General features: G+C 56.5%; 20 protein-coding genes. 7 read left to right on the forward strand and 13 right to left on the reverse strand.

Features of this window, described 5'->3' with window-relative positions; translation table 11 throughout:
• Positions 1 to 109: 109 nt before the first annotated feature.
• On the reverse strand, positions 110 to 502 hold the full coding sequence (locus ABLN87_RS18815; RefSeq protein WP_353013252.1) for a GFA family protein: 393 nt from the start codon (positions 500 to 502) through the stop codon (positions 110 to 112).
• 185 nt (positions 503 to 687) lie between these two features.
• On the opposite strand from ABLN87_RS18815, the gene ABLN87_RS18820 reads away from it, so the two are divergent.
• On the forward strand, positions 688 to 1,146 hold the full coding sequence (locus ABLN87_RS18820; RefSeq protein WP_353013254.1) for a hypothetical protein: 459 nt from the start codon (positions 688 to 690) through the stop codon (positions 1,144 to 1,146).
• 122 nt (positions 1,147 to 1,268) lie between these two features.
• Here ABLN87_RS18820 and maiA read toward each other — a convergent pair whose 3' ends face one another.
• The 4 genes from maiA to hmgA are packed head-to-tail and all read right to left on the reverse strand — an operon-like array spanning position 1,269 to position 5,213.
• Positions 1,269 to 1,904 (reverse strand): maleylacetoacetate isomerase, encoded by a 636-nt coding sequence (maiA, locus tag ABLN87_RS18825; protein WP_353013256.1) that lies wholly within the window; start codon positions 1,902 to 1,904, stop codon positions 1,269 to 1,271.
• 44 nt (positions 1,905 to 1,948) lie between these two features.
• Positions 1,949 to 3,205 (reverse strand): fumarylacetoacetase, encoded by a 1,257-nt coding sequence (gene fahA, locus ABLN87_RS18830; RefSeq protein ID WP_353013258.1) that lies wholly within the window; start codon positions 3,203 to 3,205, stop codon positions 1,949 to 1,951.
• A gap of 24 nt (positions 3,206 to 3,229) precedes the next feature.
• Positions 3,230 to 3,850, reverse strand: coding sequence for a LysE family translocator (locus ABLN87_RS18835; RefSeq protein ID WP_353013260.1), 621 nt, complete (start codon positions 3,848 to 3,850; stop codon positions 3,230 to 3,232).
• A 7-nt stretch (positions 3,851 to 3,857) separates the two neighbouring features.
• Positions 3,858 to 5,213 (reverse strand): homogentisate 1,2-dioxygenase, encoded by a 1,356-nt coding sequence (hmgA, locus tag ABLN87_RS18840; protein ID WP_353013262.1) that lies wholly within the window; start codon positions 5,211 to 5,213, stop codon positions 3,858 to 3,860.
• A 56-nt stretch (positions 5,214 to 5,269) separates the two neighbouring features.
• On the opposite strand from hmgA, the gene ABLN87_RS18845 reads away from it, so the two are divergent.
• The 4 genes from ABLN87_RS18845 to ABLN87_RS18860 all read left to right on the forward strand — a co-directional run bounded on the left by ABLN87_RS18845 (position 5,270) and on the right by ABLN87_RS18860 (position 9,026).
• Positions 5,270 to 5,722: a MarR family winged helix-turn-helix transcriptional regulator gene (locus ABLN87_RS18845; protein ID WP_353013264.1), complete on the forward strand. Its 453-nt coding sequence runs from the start codon at positions 5,270 to 5,272 to the stop codon at positions 5,720 to 5,722.
• Between the two features lie 60 nt (positions 5,723 to 5,782).
• Positions 5,783 to 7,018, forward strand: a complete 1,236-nt coding sequence (locus ABLN87_RS18850; RefSeq protein WP_353013266.1) for an adenylate/guanylate cyclase domain-containing protein — start codon at positions 5,783 to 5,785, stop codon at positions 7,016 to 7,018.
• 146 nt (positions 7,019 to 7,164) lie between these two features.
• Positions 7,165 to 8,376, forward strand: a complete 1,212-nt coding sequence (locus ABLN87_RS18855) for a GTP-binding protein (RefSeq protein ID WP_353013268.1) — start codon at positions 7,165 to 7,167, stop codon at positions 8,374 to 8,376.
• Positions 8,373 to 9,026 (forward strand): DUF1826 domain-containing protein, encoded by a 654-nt coding sequence (locus tag ABLN87_RS18860; RefSeq protein ID WP_353013270.1) that lies wholly within the window; start codon positions 8,373 to 8,375, stop codon positions 9,024 to 9,026. The genes ABLN87_RS18855 and ABLN87_RS18860 overlap by 4 nt, the downstream gene beginning before the upstream one ends.
• Before the next feature lie 29 nt (positions 9,027 to 9,055).
• Here ABLN87_RS18860 and ABLN87_RS18865 read toward each other — a convergent pair whose 3' ends face one another.
• On the reverse strand, positions 9,056 to 9,865 hold the full coding sequence (locus ABLN87_RS18865; RefSeq protein ID WP_353013272.1) for a division plane positioning ATPase MipZ: 810 nt from the start codon (positions 9,863 to 9,865) through the stop codon (positions 9,056 to 9,058).
• A 218-nt stretch (positions 9,866 to 10,083) separates the two neighbouring features.
• Here ABLN87_RS18865 and ABLN87_RS18870 point away from each other — a divergent pair, with 218 nt between their 5' ends.
• Entirely contained in the window at positions 10,084 to 10,971 is an 888-nt protein-coding gene (locus tag ABLN87_RS18870; RefSeq protein WP_353013274.1) for an AEC family transporter, read from the forward strand.
• A 63-nt stretch (positions 10,972 to 11,034) separates the two neighbouring features.
• Here ABLN87_RS18870 and ABLN87_RS18875 read toward each other — a convergent pair whose 3' ends face one another.
• The 3 genes from ABLN87_RS18875 to rplS form a co-directional block, all read right to left on the reverse strand.
• The gene (locus tag ABLN87_RS18875; protein ID WP_353013276.1) at positions 11,035 to 11,256 is read right to left on the reverse strand and encodes a hypothetical protein; all 222 of its coding nucleotides are present in this window, start codon (positions 11,254 to 11,256) and stop codon (positions 11,035 to 11,037) included.
• 161 nt (positions 11,257 to 11,417) lie between these two features.
• The gene (rpmE, locus tag ABLN87_RS18880) at positions 11,418 to 11,639 is read right to left on the reverse strand and encodes a 50S ribosomal protein L31 (protein ID WP_267366773.1); all 222 of its coding nucleotides are present in this window, start codon (positions 11,637 to 11,639) and stop codon (positions 11,418 to 11,420) included.
• Between the two features lie 11 nt (positions 11,640 to 11,650).
• On the reverse strand, positions 11,651 to 12,034 hold the full coding sequence (rplS, locus tag ABLN87_RS18885; RefSeq protein ID WP_170531453.1) for a 50S ribosomal protein L19: 384 nt from the start codon (positions 12,032 to 12,034) through the stop codon (positions 11,651 to 11,653).
• Positions 12,035 to 12,406: 372 nt separating this feature from the next.
• Here rplS and ABLN87_RS18890 point away from each other — a divergent pair, with 372 nt between their 5' ends.
• Entirely contained in the window at positions 12,407 to 13,210 is an 804-nt protein-coding gene (locus ABLN87_RS18890) for a glycoside hydrolase family 25 protein (protein WP_353013278.1), read from the forward strand.
• A gap of 58 nt (positions 13,211 to 13,268) precedes the next feature.
• On the opposite strand, the gene trmD is transcribed toward ABLN87_RS18890, so the two are convergent.
• From trmD to ABLN87_RS18910, 4 genes are read right to left on the reverse strand one after another with little or no spacing between them, the layout of a single operon-like run.
• Positions 13,269 to 14,078 carry a tRNA (guanosine(37)-N1)-methyltransferase TrmD gene (trmD, locus tag ABLN87_RS18895; RefSeq protein WP_353013280.1) on the reverse strand — a complete coding sequence of 270 codons (810 nt, stop codon included), beginning with the start codon at positions 14,076 to 14,078 and terminating at the stop codon, positions 13,269 to 13,271.
• Positions 14,075 to 14,890 carry a hypothetical protein gene (locus ABLN87_RS18900; RefSeq protein WP_353013282.1) on the reverse strand — a complete coding sequence of 272 codons (816 nt, stop codon included), beginning with the start codon at positions 14,888 to 14,890 and terminating at the stop codon, positions 14,075 to 14,077. The genes trmD and ABLN87_RS18900 overlap by 4 nt, the downstream gene beginning before the upstream one ends.
• Positions 14,890 to 15,393 carry a ribosome maturation factor RimM gene (gene rimM / locus ABLN87_RS18905; protein ID WP_353013284.1) on the reverse strand — a complete coding sequence of 168 codons (504 nt, stop codon included), beginning with the start codon at positions 15,391 to 15,393 and terminating at the stop codon, positions 14,890 to 14,892. The genes ABLN87_RS18900 and rimM overlap by 1 nt, the downstream gene beginning before the upstream one ends.
• Positions 15,386 to 15,535 carry a hypothetical protein gene (locus ABLN87_RS18910; RefSeq protein WP_170531444.1) on the reverse strand — a complete coding sequence of 50 codons (150 nt, stop codon included), beginning with the start codon at positions 15,533 to 15,535 and terminating at the stop codon, positions 15,386 to 15,388. The genes rimM and ABLN87_RS18910 overlap by 8 nt, the downstream gene beginning before the upstream one ends.
• Between the last annotated feature and the right edge of the window lie 3 nt (positions 15,536 to 15,538).

Raw genomic sequence — 15,538 nt, forward strand, 5'->3', positions numbered from 1 at the left:
CCGCCACAGTCGCCTACAGTAAACGCTTAGAAACCGGCGCTTCTGGCGCCGGTTTTTTTGTTCACATTTGTTTCAAATATAACCCTCAAACGACAGTGCGAAAGCTCCGTTAGTCGGCTTTGATGTTGACGTTCCACCACTTTGGACGCGCCCCACGATAGGAGTGTGTGGCAGGGATCAAGTCCTTCCGATCTGGGCTGTCGAAACATCCTGTCAACAGCGCAATTGTCGGCGCATCGTCGATCGCGCCCAAACTGCTTCCGCATTTTGGGCAGAAAGCGCGATTGGAATAGTCAGAGGACCGATAGGCGGTGGGTGCCCCTCCGGGCCCAGTCCAAGCTACTGAGTCCCTGGGAAACTCGACCCACACGGCTGTTAGTGCACCGGTGTGCTGCTGACACATCCTGCAAGAACATGTGTGTGGGTTGAGTGCTGGCCCAAGGGCTTCAAACCGGATGTTCCCGCACAGGCATCCACCGGTGTAAACAACAGCTTTCGGCATCGAACAAATCCTTGAGCCAGAACCAAAACGTGAAGCGAATTCCACCTCAACCTAAGACGATTGGCAGCGTTCGATAGCCTAAGTGGAAAGACCAAGCATTACATGCGATGCGCTTAGAAAGCTTGCGAAACGTCTGCACTACGATAGCGTGGGAGCATTCAACCCAGCAATCGGAACCGTTTTCTATGATACAATTTCTTGCCCGTGGCATCGCCCTCTCTATCGCTTTGACATTCGCAACCCCTATCACTGCCGACGATGGCAGCGGCTTCCCTCAGATCGTTGGTACCTGGCACGGCACCTATCTGGTGGCTTTTGCCAAATCGAACCCGAACCACGACAAAGGTCTGCTGCGCACAGAGATGGAGCTGGAGATCACCAAGCTGGACGGCAACCTGATCACCGCCACCAACCGCTGGCGACGTATCGGTGAGACCGAGTGGATCGTCGAAGAAGCCATGGGCACCTTCAGTCTGGATGATCCCACCCGATTTGTGTTGGCTGAGGCCGGTATATCGGGGGATGATGTGTCATCCGGAATTTTCAATGGCGTCTACGTAGATGATGTAATTATGGTCACGTATGCAGGTCCGGGGACCGGCGTTGCCTTCGCGGCGCAGTTGGTGAAGAAGGACCAAGAGTAACCCAAAAAACAGCTGGCCACACAGGTCTTAAGTTCGGGCCTCTCGATCAGTAGATTGCGATAGCCGCAATAGCGACTTCTGACAGGCATACTTGTAGCTCTACACAGGTTCTGTGTGCGAGATTATGGTTGATGCCGGTCCGGGTGCGCGGCGGCAAAGGCCGGGTGGTTTGCGCAGGCGGCCTCGACGCTCAGAAGGCAGTGCATATCAGCCAGATCAACCTGATACCGGCGTGCGTTGTATAGCTGTGGGATCAGGCACAGATCAGCAAGGCCCGGCTGTTTGCCGGTGCAGTAGGGGGTTTGTTCGAAATTGCCGAGCAGGGTTTCAAAAGCCAGCAGGCCCGGACGGATAAAGCGCTTCATCCAATTCCCGGGCATCCCTTCGGCATCACCGCTCAGATGCGTCGCATATCGGGCCACTGAGAGATTGCAAACCGGGTGGATGTCAATCGCAATAGATTGCGCCAATGCTTGTGCTTTGGCGCGTGCCGCTGGTTCGGTCGGCAGAAGGCCAAGATGTCGAGTCTGATCCAGATAATCGATGATGGCCAATGACTGAGTCAGCTGTAGGCCGTCAATCTCAAGCACGGGCACCAGGCCTTGCGGATTTCGGCCAAGATGCTGGTCAGATTTATGCGCCGCCTTCGTCAGATCGACCGAGACCGAGCGATACGCAATCCCAGCCAGATTAAGCGCAATCCGTACCCGATAGCTGGCCGAAGAACGCCAGTAGTCATACAAGATGGTCTCAGTCATTCTTCACCTCTGATAGGCGCGTCGCGCAAGCTAAGATCAGCGCCTCATCTTTTGTAAGGGTCTTCAAGCGCAGGAAGGATCGTTCCCGAACAGGTGCCAAACCCGATCACATAGCCGTCGCCCTTGGCGTGCCCCTTCAAGGTCAGCGTATCGCCATCCTGAACAAAGCTGCGGCTTTCGTCGCTATCCAGCGTCAGGGGCTCTTTCCCACCCCAGCTGAGTTCCAGCAACGATCCCCGGTTTTGGGTTTCAGGGCCAGAGATGGTACCCGAGCCCAACAGGTCTCCGGTATTCATCGGGCAGCCTGATGTGGTGTGATGGGCCAGCTGCTGGGCTGCGGAATAATACATCTCGTTATAGTTGGTCCGGGCGATTACCGTCTCTGACTGTCCCGCAGGGGCCATCGTCACTTCGAGCTCGATATCGTAGAGCATCGGGCCGCAATCCTTCAGGTGATCGAGCAATTCGAACTCTCTTGCAGGGGTGTCGCAGCGAAACGGCTCCAGTGCGGCTTTGGTGACGATCCAGGGGCTGATCGAAGTGGCGGTGGCTTTTGCCTGGAACGGCCCCAATGGCTGGTATTCCCACGCCTGGATATCTCGAGCCGACCAATCATTCAGCAGCACATAGCCAAAAATGTTGTCATCTGCTTCCTGTACCGAGATCGGACCGTCAGATGGGGTTCCCACAATGGCACCCATCTCAAGCTCGATATCGAACCGTTGCGAAGGCGCAAACCGGGGCAGGGCGTCGTTGGGTCCCTTCAACTGGCCCCAAGGGCGGCGAATATCCGTGCCGGATACCACGACTGATGAAGCACGTCCGTTGTAGCCAATCGGAATATGCAGCCAGTTCGGTGGCAACGCATTTTCCGGCCCGCGAAACATGGTGCCCACATTTGTGGCATGGTGCCGGCCCGCGTAGAAGTCCGTGTATTCACTGACTGCCAAAGGCATGTGCATCTGTACGTCGTCCTGCGACACCAGCAGGGGTTCGACCTTGTCCTGCTCTTCTGCGCCTTCCGACAGCAACTCAGTTAGTCGGTTGCGCAAGGCGGCCCATACTGCGGGCCCTTGTTCCATCAGAGGGTTCCAGAAGGGCAGGTCAAACAGAGGGTCTTCGCCAAGCACGATCAGCCCAGTTTCTTCGGCTGCCGTTACATCGAGGACCATGTCACCGATGGCCACGCCGCAACGCAGATCATCTTCCGCAACCGAAAAGACACCATACGGCAGGTTGTTCAGCGGAAAGGGGTGGGCCGCGTCATTGGCCGAAGTTACCCAGGATTTCATCAAAGGCATCTGTGATCCTTGTTTCTAAGTCTATTACGCGTCACGTAGGGATTTCAGCCCCAGCAAAAGGGCGGCAAGTATCATGAAACCGCCGCCAGCCCGATCCAGCCATGACCGTGCCGAGCTCCTTAGTCGTGCGGCCAGCCAGCTGGCGGTGCCGCCATAGGCGGTCAGAAAAAGCCCGTCTATGACCAGATAAGTGGCGGAGAGGATCGCGAATTGGGGCCAGAATGGCAGCGCACCGTCGATAAACAACGGGAACAGAGCCGCGAAGAACACCACAGCTTTGGGATTTGCAGCCGACGTGACAAATCCTTGCATCCATAGCGCCTTGCGGCTGGTGCGTAGCGCGGCTTGTGTGGTTCTGCGTTTTGCCCCCAGGATCATCTTAGCCCCGAGGAATACCAAATAGGCCACACCCAGCCATTTGATGATAGACAGCGCCACCCCCGAGGTCGCAATGATGGCAGCCAAACCAAGCCCAGCGGCCAGCATTTGCAGCAAGTTGGCTGAAAGGTCTCCGGCCGCCGTGAAAAGCCCGCGACCCAAGCCATTTGTCGCCGAGTTAGACAGCATCAACAATTGGCTGGGCCCCGGAGGGCTCATCAGCAGTAGCACCGTGGCGGCATAAGTGATCCAAACATCAAAGCTCATCTCGGTCTCACTTTTTGCCGGGGGTGCCGTCGAATTTCTTTTCCAGCGAAGTCCAGCAATCGATATAGTCATCCTGCAAGGGCGCTTCACTGGCTGCAAACTCGGTCAGGTGCTGCGGGAAGCGCGTTTCAAACATGAAGGACATCGTCCGGTCCAGCTTGTCGGGCCCGAGATTGGCGTTCGAGGCATTTTCGAACGCCTCGCGATCTGGCCCATGCGGGATCATCATGTTGTGCAGGCTCATCCCGCCGGGGACAAAGCCCTGCGGCTTCGCATCGTACTGGCCGTAGATGTTGCCCATCAGCTCAGACATGATGTTCTTGTGATACCAAGGCGGGCGGAACGTCTCCTCTGCCACCATCCAGCGTTCGCGGAACAGGACAAAGTCGATATTGGCCGTGCCGGGTTGGCCCGAAGGTGCAGTCAGGACGGTGAAGATCGACGGATCCGGGTGGTCGAACAGGATGGCCCCAACCGGGCAGTAGGTGCGCAGATCATATTTGTAAGGTGCGTAGTTGCCGTGCCATGCAACCACATCCAGCGGGCTGTGACCGATATTGGTGGTGTGGAATTGCCCGCACCATTTGATGGTTACGGTCGAGGGCACTTCGCGGTCTTCAAACGCAGCAACCGGGGCCTTGAAGTCGCGTGGGTTGGCCATGCAGTTTGCCCCGATTGGGCCACGGCCTGGGAGTTCGAATTTCTGTCCGTAATTCTCGCACACAAACCCACGTGCCGGCCCTTCCAGCACTTCGACGCGATACAGCAGCCCGCGCGGCAGAATGGCGATTTCCTTAGGCTCCAGATCGATGATACCAAGCTCGGTGATGAATCTCAGCCGACCTTCCTGTGGCACGACCAACAGCTCGGAATCGGCCGAGAAAAAGTAGTCATCAACCATCGACTCGGTGACAAGATAGATATGGCTGGCCATCCCGACCTGCGTATTCACATCCCCTGCCGTGGTCATCGTGCGCATACCGGTCAGCCAGGTCAGGCCACCGTCGGAATGTGGAACCGGATCCCAACGGTACTGACCTAAAGAAATCACATCCGGATCAATACAGGGGGCTGATTTCCAATAAGGCAGATCGATCTTCTTATACCGGTGCGAGTGTTTGACCGAGGGGCGAATGCGATAGCACCAGGTTCGTTCAGGCGGGTTTGCGGTAAAGGCGGTGCCGCTGAGCTGCTCACCATACAGGCCATAGTTGCAGCGCTGCGGGCTGTTCATGCCCTGAGGCAGGGCACCTGGCAGCGCCTCGGTTTCAAAATCATTGCCAAAGCCGGGCATATAGCCGGAATGGGTTCCAACGGGCGTGCTGGCCTGCGTCAGACTGTGCGGTTCTACCGGACGATTCATTGGGGTTCCTCCGTTTGCTGCTTGTCGGATAATAGTTGTTTTTGTAACTAACAAGCATGAGAAATGATAAATTCCCCGATACTGACGGTTTTGACCTTCAGAGCTTTCTGCCGTTCCTGTTGAACCAGGCGGCAGAATCCGCCTCGATAGACTTTCAGAAAGTCTACAAGGATCGCTATGGGATGCTGCGCACCGAATGGCGTGTTCTGTTTCATCTGGGGCTCTTTGGCAGCATGACGGCCAAGCAGATCGGACATCGGGCGAAGACGCACAAGACCAAGATCAGCCGCGCTGTGCATCAGCTGGAAAATCGCCGTTTTTTGAAACGCACGCGGGATGATCAAGACCGGCGCGTGGAGTGGTTGGCGCTGACACCGATGGGTGAGTCGGCTTATCGTGAGCTGCGGGACATTGCCGTGCAATATGACGCGAAACTGGCGGGTCAGTTTGATGCAGACGAGATTGCGATCCTGCGAAAAATGCTAAGACGGCTGGCTGGATTCGAGTAACCTCTGGTAGAACGCTGCATCCATCCCCATTTGTTGCAAAGAATTTACATGGACGCTCAAATGATCTCTTCTGACCGCCTTCCGCCCGCATTTTTCGACCTGATTGATTGGTTGGTCCGGAAAGGACTGGAAGGTGCCAGGCAGGAAGAACTGCTGGAGGGTTTCTGTTCCACTTTGGTGGATCAGGGCATCCCTTTGATGCGGTTCCATGCGGCACAGTCGACTCTCCACCCGGCCTATGGCGGCTTTGGCTACAGTTGGTATCGGACCAGTGGCGGAACATCTGAGAAATTTGAGAACACGGACACACCAAGCGAGCAATGGTTGCGCAGCCCTTTGTATGCTTTGCTGAACGAAGATTTGGACGATATCCGTGTCAAACTGGTGGATCAGAATGAACCAAGCCGATTTCCGCTGCTGAATGAGCTGCGAGAGGAGGGTGCGACGGATTACTACGCGACCGGTATCCCCTTCGATCTGTCCGAACAGGTGCGCCACACCGGGCCTGACAAGGTCAGCGACGGGGTGCTGATGTCTTGGACCAGCGATGCGCCAACGGGTTTCCAAGATGGCGACCTGGCAAGGATCAATGCGGTTTTGCCGCATCTTGGGTTGGCGCTGAAATCTGCGAAGAACCAGGTGATGTCAAAGGATCTGATGCGGGTCTATCTGGGGCGTGATGCCGGCGATCGGGTGTTGTCCGGCGAAATACGACGCGGGTCTTTGCAGCAGATTGATGCGGTGATCTGGACCTTCGATCTGGAAGGGTTCACCAATATGTCCGAGGATCTGCCCGGAGATCAGATCATCGAAATGCTGAATGACTATTTGGCGGTCGCAGTTAGTGTGGTCCACGATTGCGGTGGAAACATCCTTAAGTTTATGGGCGACGGGCTGATGGCCATGTTCGATGTCGGTGAAATTGACGCAGATGCCCGTGCTGCGCTGTCGGCAATACCCCTACTGCAAACGCGGATGCAGGAGCTCAATAAGCGGCGTAAGGCCGAGGGGCTACCGGTATCGAACTACACGCTGGCCCTGCATTCTGGCGAGATTCTGTATGGCAATATCGGATCGGAAACCCGGTTGGACTTTACAGTGATTGGCCCGGCGGTAAATCAGGCCGCACGGATTGCGGGGATGCACAAATCTCTGGGTCAGAGAATCCTTGTATCGGACGACGTCGCACGCGCGGCCGATCCGTGTGAGCCTGAACTGATCTCGGTTGGGCGATACATGCTGCGTGGCGTGAATGAGCCGAAAGAGCTGTTTACCGTCTACAACCCAAACAGCTGATACAGGCCTTAGGGGCGAAACCGGAAAAAGATTCCTTGCTAATGTAAATGTAATTACATAACAAAAATAGCGATGCTCGGTGCGCCTCGGATCGGTTCGGTCTGACGCACCAAACAACCCAGATTTAACAGAACAGGTAGCATGCTATGACCGATACCCGGCTTCCCGTAACAGTTCTTTCAGGTTTCCTCGGCGCCGGTAAAACCACGCTGTTGAACCGTGTTCTGAACAATCGCGATGGCCGCCGGGTGGCGGTGATCGTCAATGACATGTCCGAAGTGAACATCGACGCTGATCTGGTGCGTGCCGACACCGAACTGTCGCGCACAGATGAGACATTGGTCGAAATGTCGAATGGTTGCATCTGCTGCACGCTGCGTGACGACCTGTTGGACGAGGTTCGCCGTTTGGCCGGTGAAGGCCGGTTTGACTATCTGTTGATCGAGTCGACCGGAATTTCCGAACCTTTGCCTGTCGCCGCTACATTCGATTTCCGCGATGAGTTAGGGCAAAGCCTGTCCGATGTATCGCGGCTGGACACTATGGTCACAGTTGTCGACGCGGTGAACCTGCTACAGGACTATTCCAGCCATGATTTCCTGAGCGATCGTGGCGAGACGATGGGCGAAGAGGACGAGCGCACTCTGGTACATTTGCTGACCGACCAGATCGAATTTGCGGATGTGGTAATCCTAAACAAGGTTGATGATGCAGGGCCCGAGCGTGTGGATGCGGCGCGTAAGATCATTCGTAGCCTGAATGCAGATGCAACGATTATCGAAACGAACCATTCCGATGTCGCGGCTGATGCCATTCTCGATACTGGGATGTTCGATTTTGAGAAGGCTCATGAGCATCCGATGTGGGCCAAAGAACTCTATGGGTTTGCGGATCACGTGCCGGAAACCGAAGAATACGGGGTGACAAGCTTCGTCTACCGCGCGCGTCAGCCCTTTGTGCCCGAGAAAATCCTTGAGGTGCTGAACGGGGACTTGCCCGGTGTGATCCGTGCCAAAGGGCATTTCTGGATCGCCACGCGCCCGGATTGGGTGGCTGAGTTCTCGCTGGCTGGTGCGTTGTCCTCGGTTCAGCCACTGGGCACCTGGTGGGCAACGGTTCCTGAAGATCGCCGCCCGGATCACGAAAGCGCTCGGGCCTATATGCAGGCCCATTGGCAGAAGCCATGGGGCGATCGCCGGCAAGAGATTGTGTTTATCGGCAGCGGTATCGACTGGCCGACGCTCAAAGCACGGCTGGATGCGGCTTTGCTGCCAGCGATGGCTGCGGCCCGTGTCGAAGACCTGCCGGATCTGCCCGATCCCTTCCCGCTGTGGCGACGCGCCGAGGCTGCGGCATGAGCTTTGTACGGGAGGTTGTGAAGGATGCGGCCATAGGTGTTGGCGTCGCCTCGAACCCTAAAGATCTAAGCGCGATTCATCACCCAGGCTGTGCTGCTGCGATCTGGCGCAGGGCTCCTTTGATCCGTTTTCAGGGCTGGCTGGATGCACTTGAACCAGAAGAACTGCCGAAGGCACGTATAATCCTTCAGCCGGACGTGGTGCGCGATGCATTGGGCAAGATTTGTCAAACCTCGGGCACCCCGGAGTGCATCGAACGGGATCGGCTGATCGACGATGTTGCCGCGTTGTCCGCAGTGTTTTCCGATGTGATGCAAGCAACCTGGGTGCGGATGCGTCTGGACGTTGTCGCAACAAATGCCTGTCGACGGTTCCACATTGACGCTGTCACAGCCCGGCTTGTTTGCACATACCGTGGGACGGGAACGCAATATGGTATCTCCACCAATGGAGAAGATCCGAGGCGGGTGTTCACTGTCCCGACCGGATCGCCAATCCTGCTGCGCGGAACCCGTTGGCCAGAGACACCGAAATCAGGCCTTTTGCATCGATCACCACCGATTGAAGGCACGGGCGAAACCCGGTTGCTGTTGGTTCTTGATCCAATTGTTGATCCGGCGGATGAAGCTGATCCGGTTCTGCATCACTGAAAGGCTGCTCGTGTTTGGGCGCTGAGTGATCAGAAATCGATTTCCACACTTGGCAGGTTCAGCTCGCGCATCATGTCGCGCAGCTCTTGCCGGGCGGCGATGTTTGAGATGTTCAGCTGTTTAACCCCGATGTCCTTGAGGTCCAGCAAGGTCAGCCCGCGGGGAAACAACTCGCGGAAAATCACACGTTCCGAGAAGCCAGAGGCAACGCGGAAACCGATGCGCTGCGAAAGCAGCTCGATCGCACGTTGCATCTTTTCCTTGTTGACCATGCGCTGAGTTCCGACCCTGTTGCGCACGACCACCCAATCGATGGGTTTCAGACCGGCCTGCGCTCGCAGCTGTCGCGCGTTCCAGACCATTTCGGAATATACCGAGGGTCCAAGAATCTTTTCACCCTTTGAATCGATGCGCGCCAGTAGGTCAAAATCGATAAAGCTGTCGTTCAGCGGCGTGATTAACGTATCTGCCAGCGAATGTGCCACCTGGCTGAGCCGTGTATGCGATCCCGGGCAATCGATCAGAATGAAATCACTGTCGCTTTCCAGTTCAGCCACAGCGGCGGACAGGCGGTGATCATAGATGTTCTCGCCCGGTTTCAATGTGCTTGCGTCGATCTCGGGCAGGTCGTGGTGCAACGGGCTGGGAAGCGTCAGCTCGGCCCCTTTCAGAAAGTTGCTGCGGTTCTCAAAATAGCGGCCAAGGCTGCGCTGGCGCAGGTCCAGATCCAAGGTACTGACCTTGTTGCCCAAACGGGCCAGTGCCGTTGCTACATGCATCGAGACGGTCGATTTCCCGGCGCCGCCCTTTTCATTCCCGACTACAATGATATGTGCCATGCTTGTATTCCCAAGTCCCGCCGTGCTTGTCTACACGTTGTTAGAACCCACTATATGTTGTGTCTGAAGGGATGAAAAGAACCTCTGACCGTGGTTTGTGGCGATATCCAAGACAATTTTGGAAAACTCAACACCCTTCGCGGGTTAACACGGGGTGCTTGCTAAACTGGTGCGGCTAATTCACGGTCCAATCAAAGGCCGGGCAGGGAGTTTTGGGTTTGGAGCATCTGTTTCTGAACGTTTTCAACGTCGTTTTACCGGTGCTGATCTGCGCAGGCATCGGGTACGGATTGGCGCTGACCAAAACGCCGTTCGACAATAAGGTGATTGGGGGGATTGTCTCGAAAGTCGGCTATCCAACACTGATCATATCTCACCTGGCGACCACCAATCTGGATGTGAGTACGTTTCTGGACATGATGAGTGCTGCGGCTTTGGCCGTGGCGGGATTTGGCGTTTTGGGATTTGTCGCACTTAAGATGCTGCGCCTGCCGGTGCGCGCTTTTTTGACGCCATTGATGCATGGCAATGTAGGCAATATCGGCCTGCCGATCACGCTACTGGCGTTGGGGGACGCGGGTATGGCTTATACGATGGCGTTTGTCGTTGTGGTGTTGATCAGTATCTTCACGGTGGGCATGTGGATCCCCGCCGGAGAATTCTCACCCAAAAAGTTAGCGACTTCGCCGATTATCTATGCGGTGGCGGCATCGCTGATCCTGATGAGTACAGGCACAAGCTTGCCGCAACCAATTGCCAAGTCGTTCGATATCTTGGGTGGGCTGTCTATCCCGTTGATGCTCCTGACGCTGGGCCACACGCTTGCTATGTTGAAGATATCTAGCCTTGGGCGCGCTGTTTTGTTGACCGGGCTGCATCTTCTCATGGCCGTCGGGATTGCCAGCGCGCTGATCTGGTTCTTTGGCTTCACCGGCACAGAACGGGGCGCGCTGATCCTTTGCTGCCTGATGCCATCTTCGGTTGCGACCTATTTGTTCATTGACCAGCACTTGCCGGAATATGGGCCCGATGTAGCCGGGTTCATTCTCGTGTCGACACTCACGACCATTCTTGTGCTGCCGGTAGCACTTTCCATTTGGGTATGAGCCTATGGAGCGATTGATCTGGTGCTGTGACTTCTGTCCGCAAAACTGAAAACAACTTTGTTTCTAGACCATTGTCGGTGGCGCGGGCTGGCTGCTGTCCCAATTCTCGATCAGCAAGGACAGTGGGAAATCTGGTGTGAACGGGCCCCAAAGGGGCATACCTTCCACTAAGTTCTCCTCCTGCGGAGAAACGTCAGTGTCGTGATCCATTGGACCTGCAACAGCAGCGTGGGACAGTAGAGCCACAGTTGCTGCGACGGCGAGCAATTTGGTTGGCGATAGCATTGCAACCTCCTGGGGAACGCTTTGGTACCCTTTAGATGTTCATGCGATCTGCCTTCCTTATGAGCAAAAGATTACGATTTCTTAATTTAAACACGCAGCGGACGTTCCAAAGAAAAAGGCCGCCCTAAGGGACGGCCTCTCGCATTCGAACCGGGTCAGACTTAGAAGCCCAAACCTTCGTATTTCTTTTTGAATTTCGACACGCGACCGCCAGCGTCCAACAGGCGCGACGAGCCACCGGTCCATGCAGGGTGCACGGAGGGGTCGATTTCCAGAGCCAACTGATCGCCTTCGCTGCCCCAGGTGGATTTCATCTGAACAACGGTGCCATCGGTCATTTTGACGTCGATGACGTGATAATCGGGATGGATGTCTTTTTTCATCTTTCCGTTCCTTACGCTTCGGCGCCAGCTTTGGGCTTGTAATTGGTGACTTCTGCGATACGTGCGGATTTACCGCGACGGGTGCGCAGGTAGTACAGTTTGGCGCGACGGACGCGGCCACGGCGGACAACGGTGATGCTGTCAATGTTGGTCGAATGCAGGGGGAACACACGCTCCACGCCTTCGCCAAACGAAATCTTGCGAACGGTGAACGAACCGGCGATCCCTTCGCCGCCCTTGCGCGCGATGCAGACGCCTTCGTAGTTCTGCACACGGGTGCGCGACCCTTCGGTCACCTTATAGCCGACACGAATGGTGTCGCCGGCTTTGAAATCGGGGATGTCTTTCCCCAGGGCGGCAATCTGTTCCGCCTCTAGCTGTGCGATCAGGTCCATCGCATTTACTCCTATCTGCTCGTGGTTGGTCCACGAAGTTTGGGCACGGGCTGAGAGCTCTTGGTCTTCACCGGGTCCTGCGAACAGCCCGCCAGAGGTCAGATCGAATGTTCCTTTTGCCTGGTCCGTTCCTGTCGCGCCTTGGCTGAAGAAAGCCGGGCGTCACGTCAGACACAAACCAAAATACCGGGGTCGCGTCTCGCGGCACCGGATTGCGCTGCTTTAGGGGGTTTGAGGGCAGGGATCAAGCCTAAATTTCGGGCGTCGCCGGTAAGATTTCGCCGCTTTGAAACTGCGCCGTTGCCTTGGCGGGTGGTTCAGGCATTCTGGGGCTAATTCAACGAGCAGTTATTTCAAAAACAGGACAATGTCATGCGGTTTCCCGTTTTGTTGGCGTTTGTGGGCATCGCCTTGATCTCATGCGGGCGGCAAGGACCGCCGCCGCAAGTTGTCGAAGCGGAGCCCGGCGTGGATCGAACGGCGCCATCGGTGATCTATCCGGATTTCGGTGACGCCGACCCGCATGATTGGGAGGGGCGACATCCCGGGCTTTACCCTGTGCATGGGTTGGATGTGTCCCGCTGGCAGGGGCCGATTGATTGGCGCCAGGCCAAAGCCTCAGGTGTCAGCTTCGCCTTCCTTAAGGCAACCGAAGGCGGTGACGTTGCAGATCCGCTGTTCGAGGATCATCGCCGGGGCGCGCCGGCAGCGGGCGTGCCGTGGGGAGCGTACCACTATTACTATTTCTGCCGGTCTGCGCGGGAACAGGCGCGTTGGTTCATACAGAATGTGCCCAAGGACGCAGACCTGCCGCACGTGCTGGATATGGAATGGACGCCACATTCAAGAACTTGCACCTTACGCCCCGATGGCCGCACCGTCCGGGCCGAGGCGCAGCGCTTCCTGGACATCCTTGAACGCCACTATGGCCGCAGGCCAATCGTCTATACCACCGTGGATTTTTACGAAGACACTCAGATCGGACGCCTGCCCAAGACCGATTTCTGGCTAAGGTCGGTCGCTGGGCACCCGAGCAAGGTTTATCCGCGAGCGGTTTGGCGGTTCTGGCAATACACCGGCACCGGGTTGGTGCCGGGGGTTCAGGGCAAGGTGGACATCAACGTCTTTCACAGCTCACCCGAGGTGTGGTCTCAATGGAAGGCCGGGGTGCCTTGAGATCTCGTTCAACGGAGTCGCGGGTTCTGAAGCCGAAATCTATGCGAACATCGTCGGTTTAGTTAGAGTCCTCATCCAATTGAGCATTATACTCCTCCCAGACATCCGGACGTCGTTCACGCGTGATCTGTTCGGCCATCTGACGACGCCAATCGGCGATGCGTCCGTGGTGGCCGGACATCAGAATCTCTGGTATTGGGCGGCCCTTCCATTCGGCGGGGCGGGTGTATTGCGGGTGCTCCAGAAGACCCGAGGAAAAGCTCTCTTCTTCGGTCGAGGCCTGATTGCCCAGTACGCCGGGGATCAATCGAACCGTGGCGTCGATCAAGGCCTGTGCCGCAATCTCTCCCCCGGTCATCACGAAATCGCCGAGCGAGACCTCTTGCACACCATAATGCTCGAGCACGCGTTCATCGACACCTTCGAACCGGCCACATAGCAGAGTCATGCCATCGCAACGCGCCAGATGTTGCATCATCTTCTGGTCCATCCGACGGCCACGCGGGCTAAGGTAGATCAGCGGCCAGTTGCCTTGAACATCCGCCATCGAGTGCTCGATGGCGTCGCCCAACACATCTGCACGCAGGACCATACCCGCGCCCCCACCCGCGGGGGTGTCATCGACGTTTCGATGTTTGCCGATCCCGAACTGTCGCAAGTCCACGGTTTCCAGCTGCCACAAACCGTCCTGTAGTGCTTTGCCCGTCAGGCTTTCACCCAAGACACCGGGAAATGCGGCCGGGAACAAGGTTATGATCTTGGCCTTCCACACCCCATGCAAATCCGGTGTGGGCGTCATCAACTCACGTGGTTTCAAGGTGGGACGGATGGCTTTGCGTCCGTGGGATTTGCTTGGTTTATCGGTCATGTCTGATCCGCGAACGCGCGTTGGGCGCTTTTGATAAGGGCTTTCTTCTGCGCAACCAGCGCTGTGTCCTCCAACGGGGATCGATTAAGCGCCAATAGTTCGTTCAGTGCATCCTGCGGCAAACTGGTGTTGGACTTTGACGGCGGCACAAGCTTGGATGCTTTGTCTTGCGGCAGCCCCAAAAACTCTGCGAAGGGGGTGCCAGGGCCAAAGCGGGTTTCTTGCAAATCCTCCAGCCATCTTGTCTGCACATGCACTTCGGGAAGTCTTTCCTGGATTCTGTCGGCGACGGTCGGCAATCCTGGAAGGTGGTCCAGCGCCGCGCAAAACGCATCGAAATCTTCAACCAGGCGCCGGCGCTGCAGATCATGGGCCCAAAGGCTGCGCAGCCATTCAGAGCGTTCGCGCAGTGACAAATAAATTGTGATGTCGACCTCGTCCCCGATCAGTTGGCGGCGAATGGTGCCCACCAATGTCGATGCAAGCTCGGGCATGGCGGCGTAGCCTTCGGCGCGATTTCTGCTTGGCCGCAGGCCGCCAAAGTTTTCCTCGCTGAGGATCAGACCCCTGCGCGTTCCGAAATCGATCTGCCCCAAAAACGTGTTCATCTTGCTGCCGAATGTGGCCAGCGTGTCGTCCAGCCGATAAACCGAATGGCGTGTCGCTGCGTTTGCCAGGCCCGATTTCCGCGTTTTGTAGGGCAGGACCAGTGAATAATGCGGCCAAATCAGCTCGCGATTTTCATAGAGAAAGGATTGCGCCGCAGTGGTGCCGGTTTTGTGTAGCCCAAGATGCAGCAAAACGCGCCGCATCAGATCAGCCCTTCGGGTGGGTCTGCGACGATGCGGCCTTTGTCCAGATCAACTGTCGGCACCGCCTCAAGCGTGAAGGGTAGCAGGACAGTTGATTTCAGCCCGGGCCCATGCAGTTCCAACAGGTCTGCCGCGCCATGGTTCTGAACAGATTTCACCTGTCCCAATAAGGTGCCGCCGGTGTCGTATACCTCAAGCCCGATCAGATCGGCGTGATAAAACTCGTCATCGGGAAGGGACGGCAATTGATCGCGGCGCGCAAACAGGCGCAGGCCTTTCAAATCGTCTGCCTGTTCCTTGGTCTCTACTCCGCCCAATCGTGCGGCGAACCCGTTCTTGATGGTGCGTGTCAGAACCAGAGGATAGCGTTCTTTGCCAGCTTCGTCGGTCAGTGGGGAATAAGCCTCGATATCCGATGGTTCAGCGCAATAGCTTTTCAGCCGCACTTCGCCGCGCACCCCGTAAGAGCCCGCGATGGTGCCGACACAGATCAGATCACTCATTTGCACCACCCGAAGTTACGCATATGCCGCTTTTCCACTCTCCCAGACCCTCGCAGGCCTCGCGTTGATTGCTGCGTTCAAAGAACACACCGACAATAAAGGCGATCACCAGCAGGATGGGAAGGCGTAACAAACCAAACATCAG

The organism is Ruegeria sp. SCP10 (assembly GCF_040329495.1).
Classification (GTDB): domain Bacteria; phylum Pseudomonadota; class Alphaproteobacteria; order Rhodobacterales; family Rhodobacteraceae; genus Ruegeria.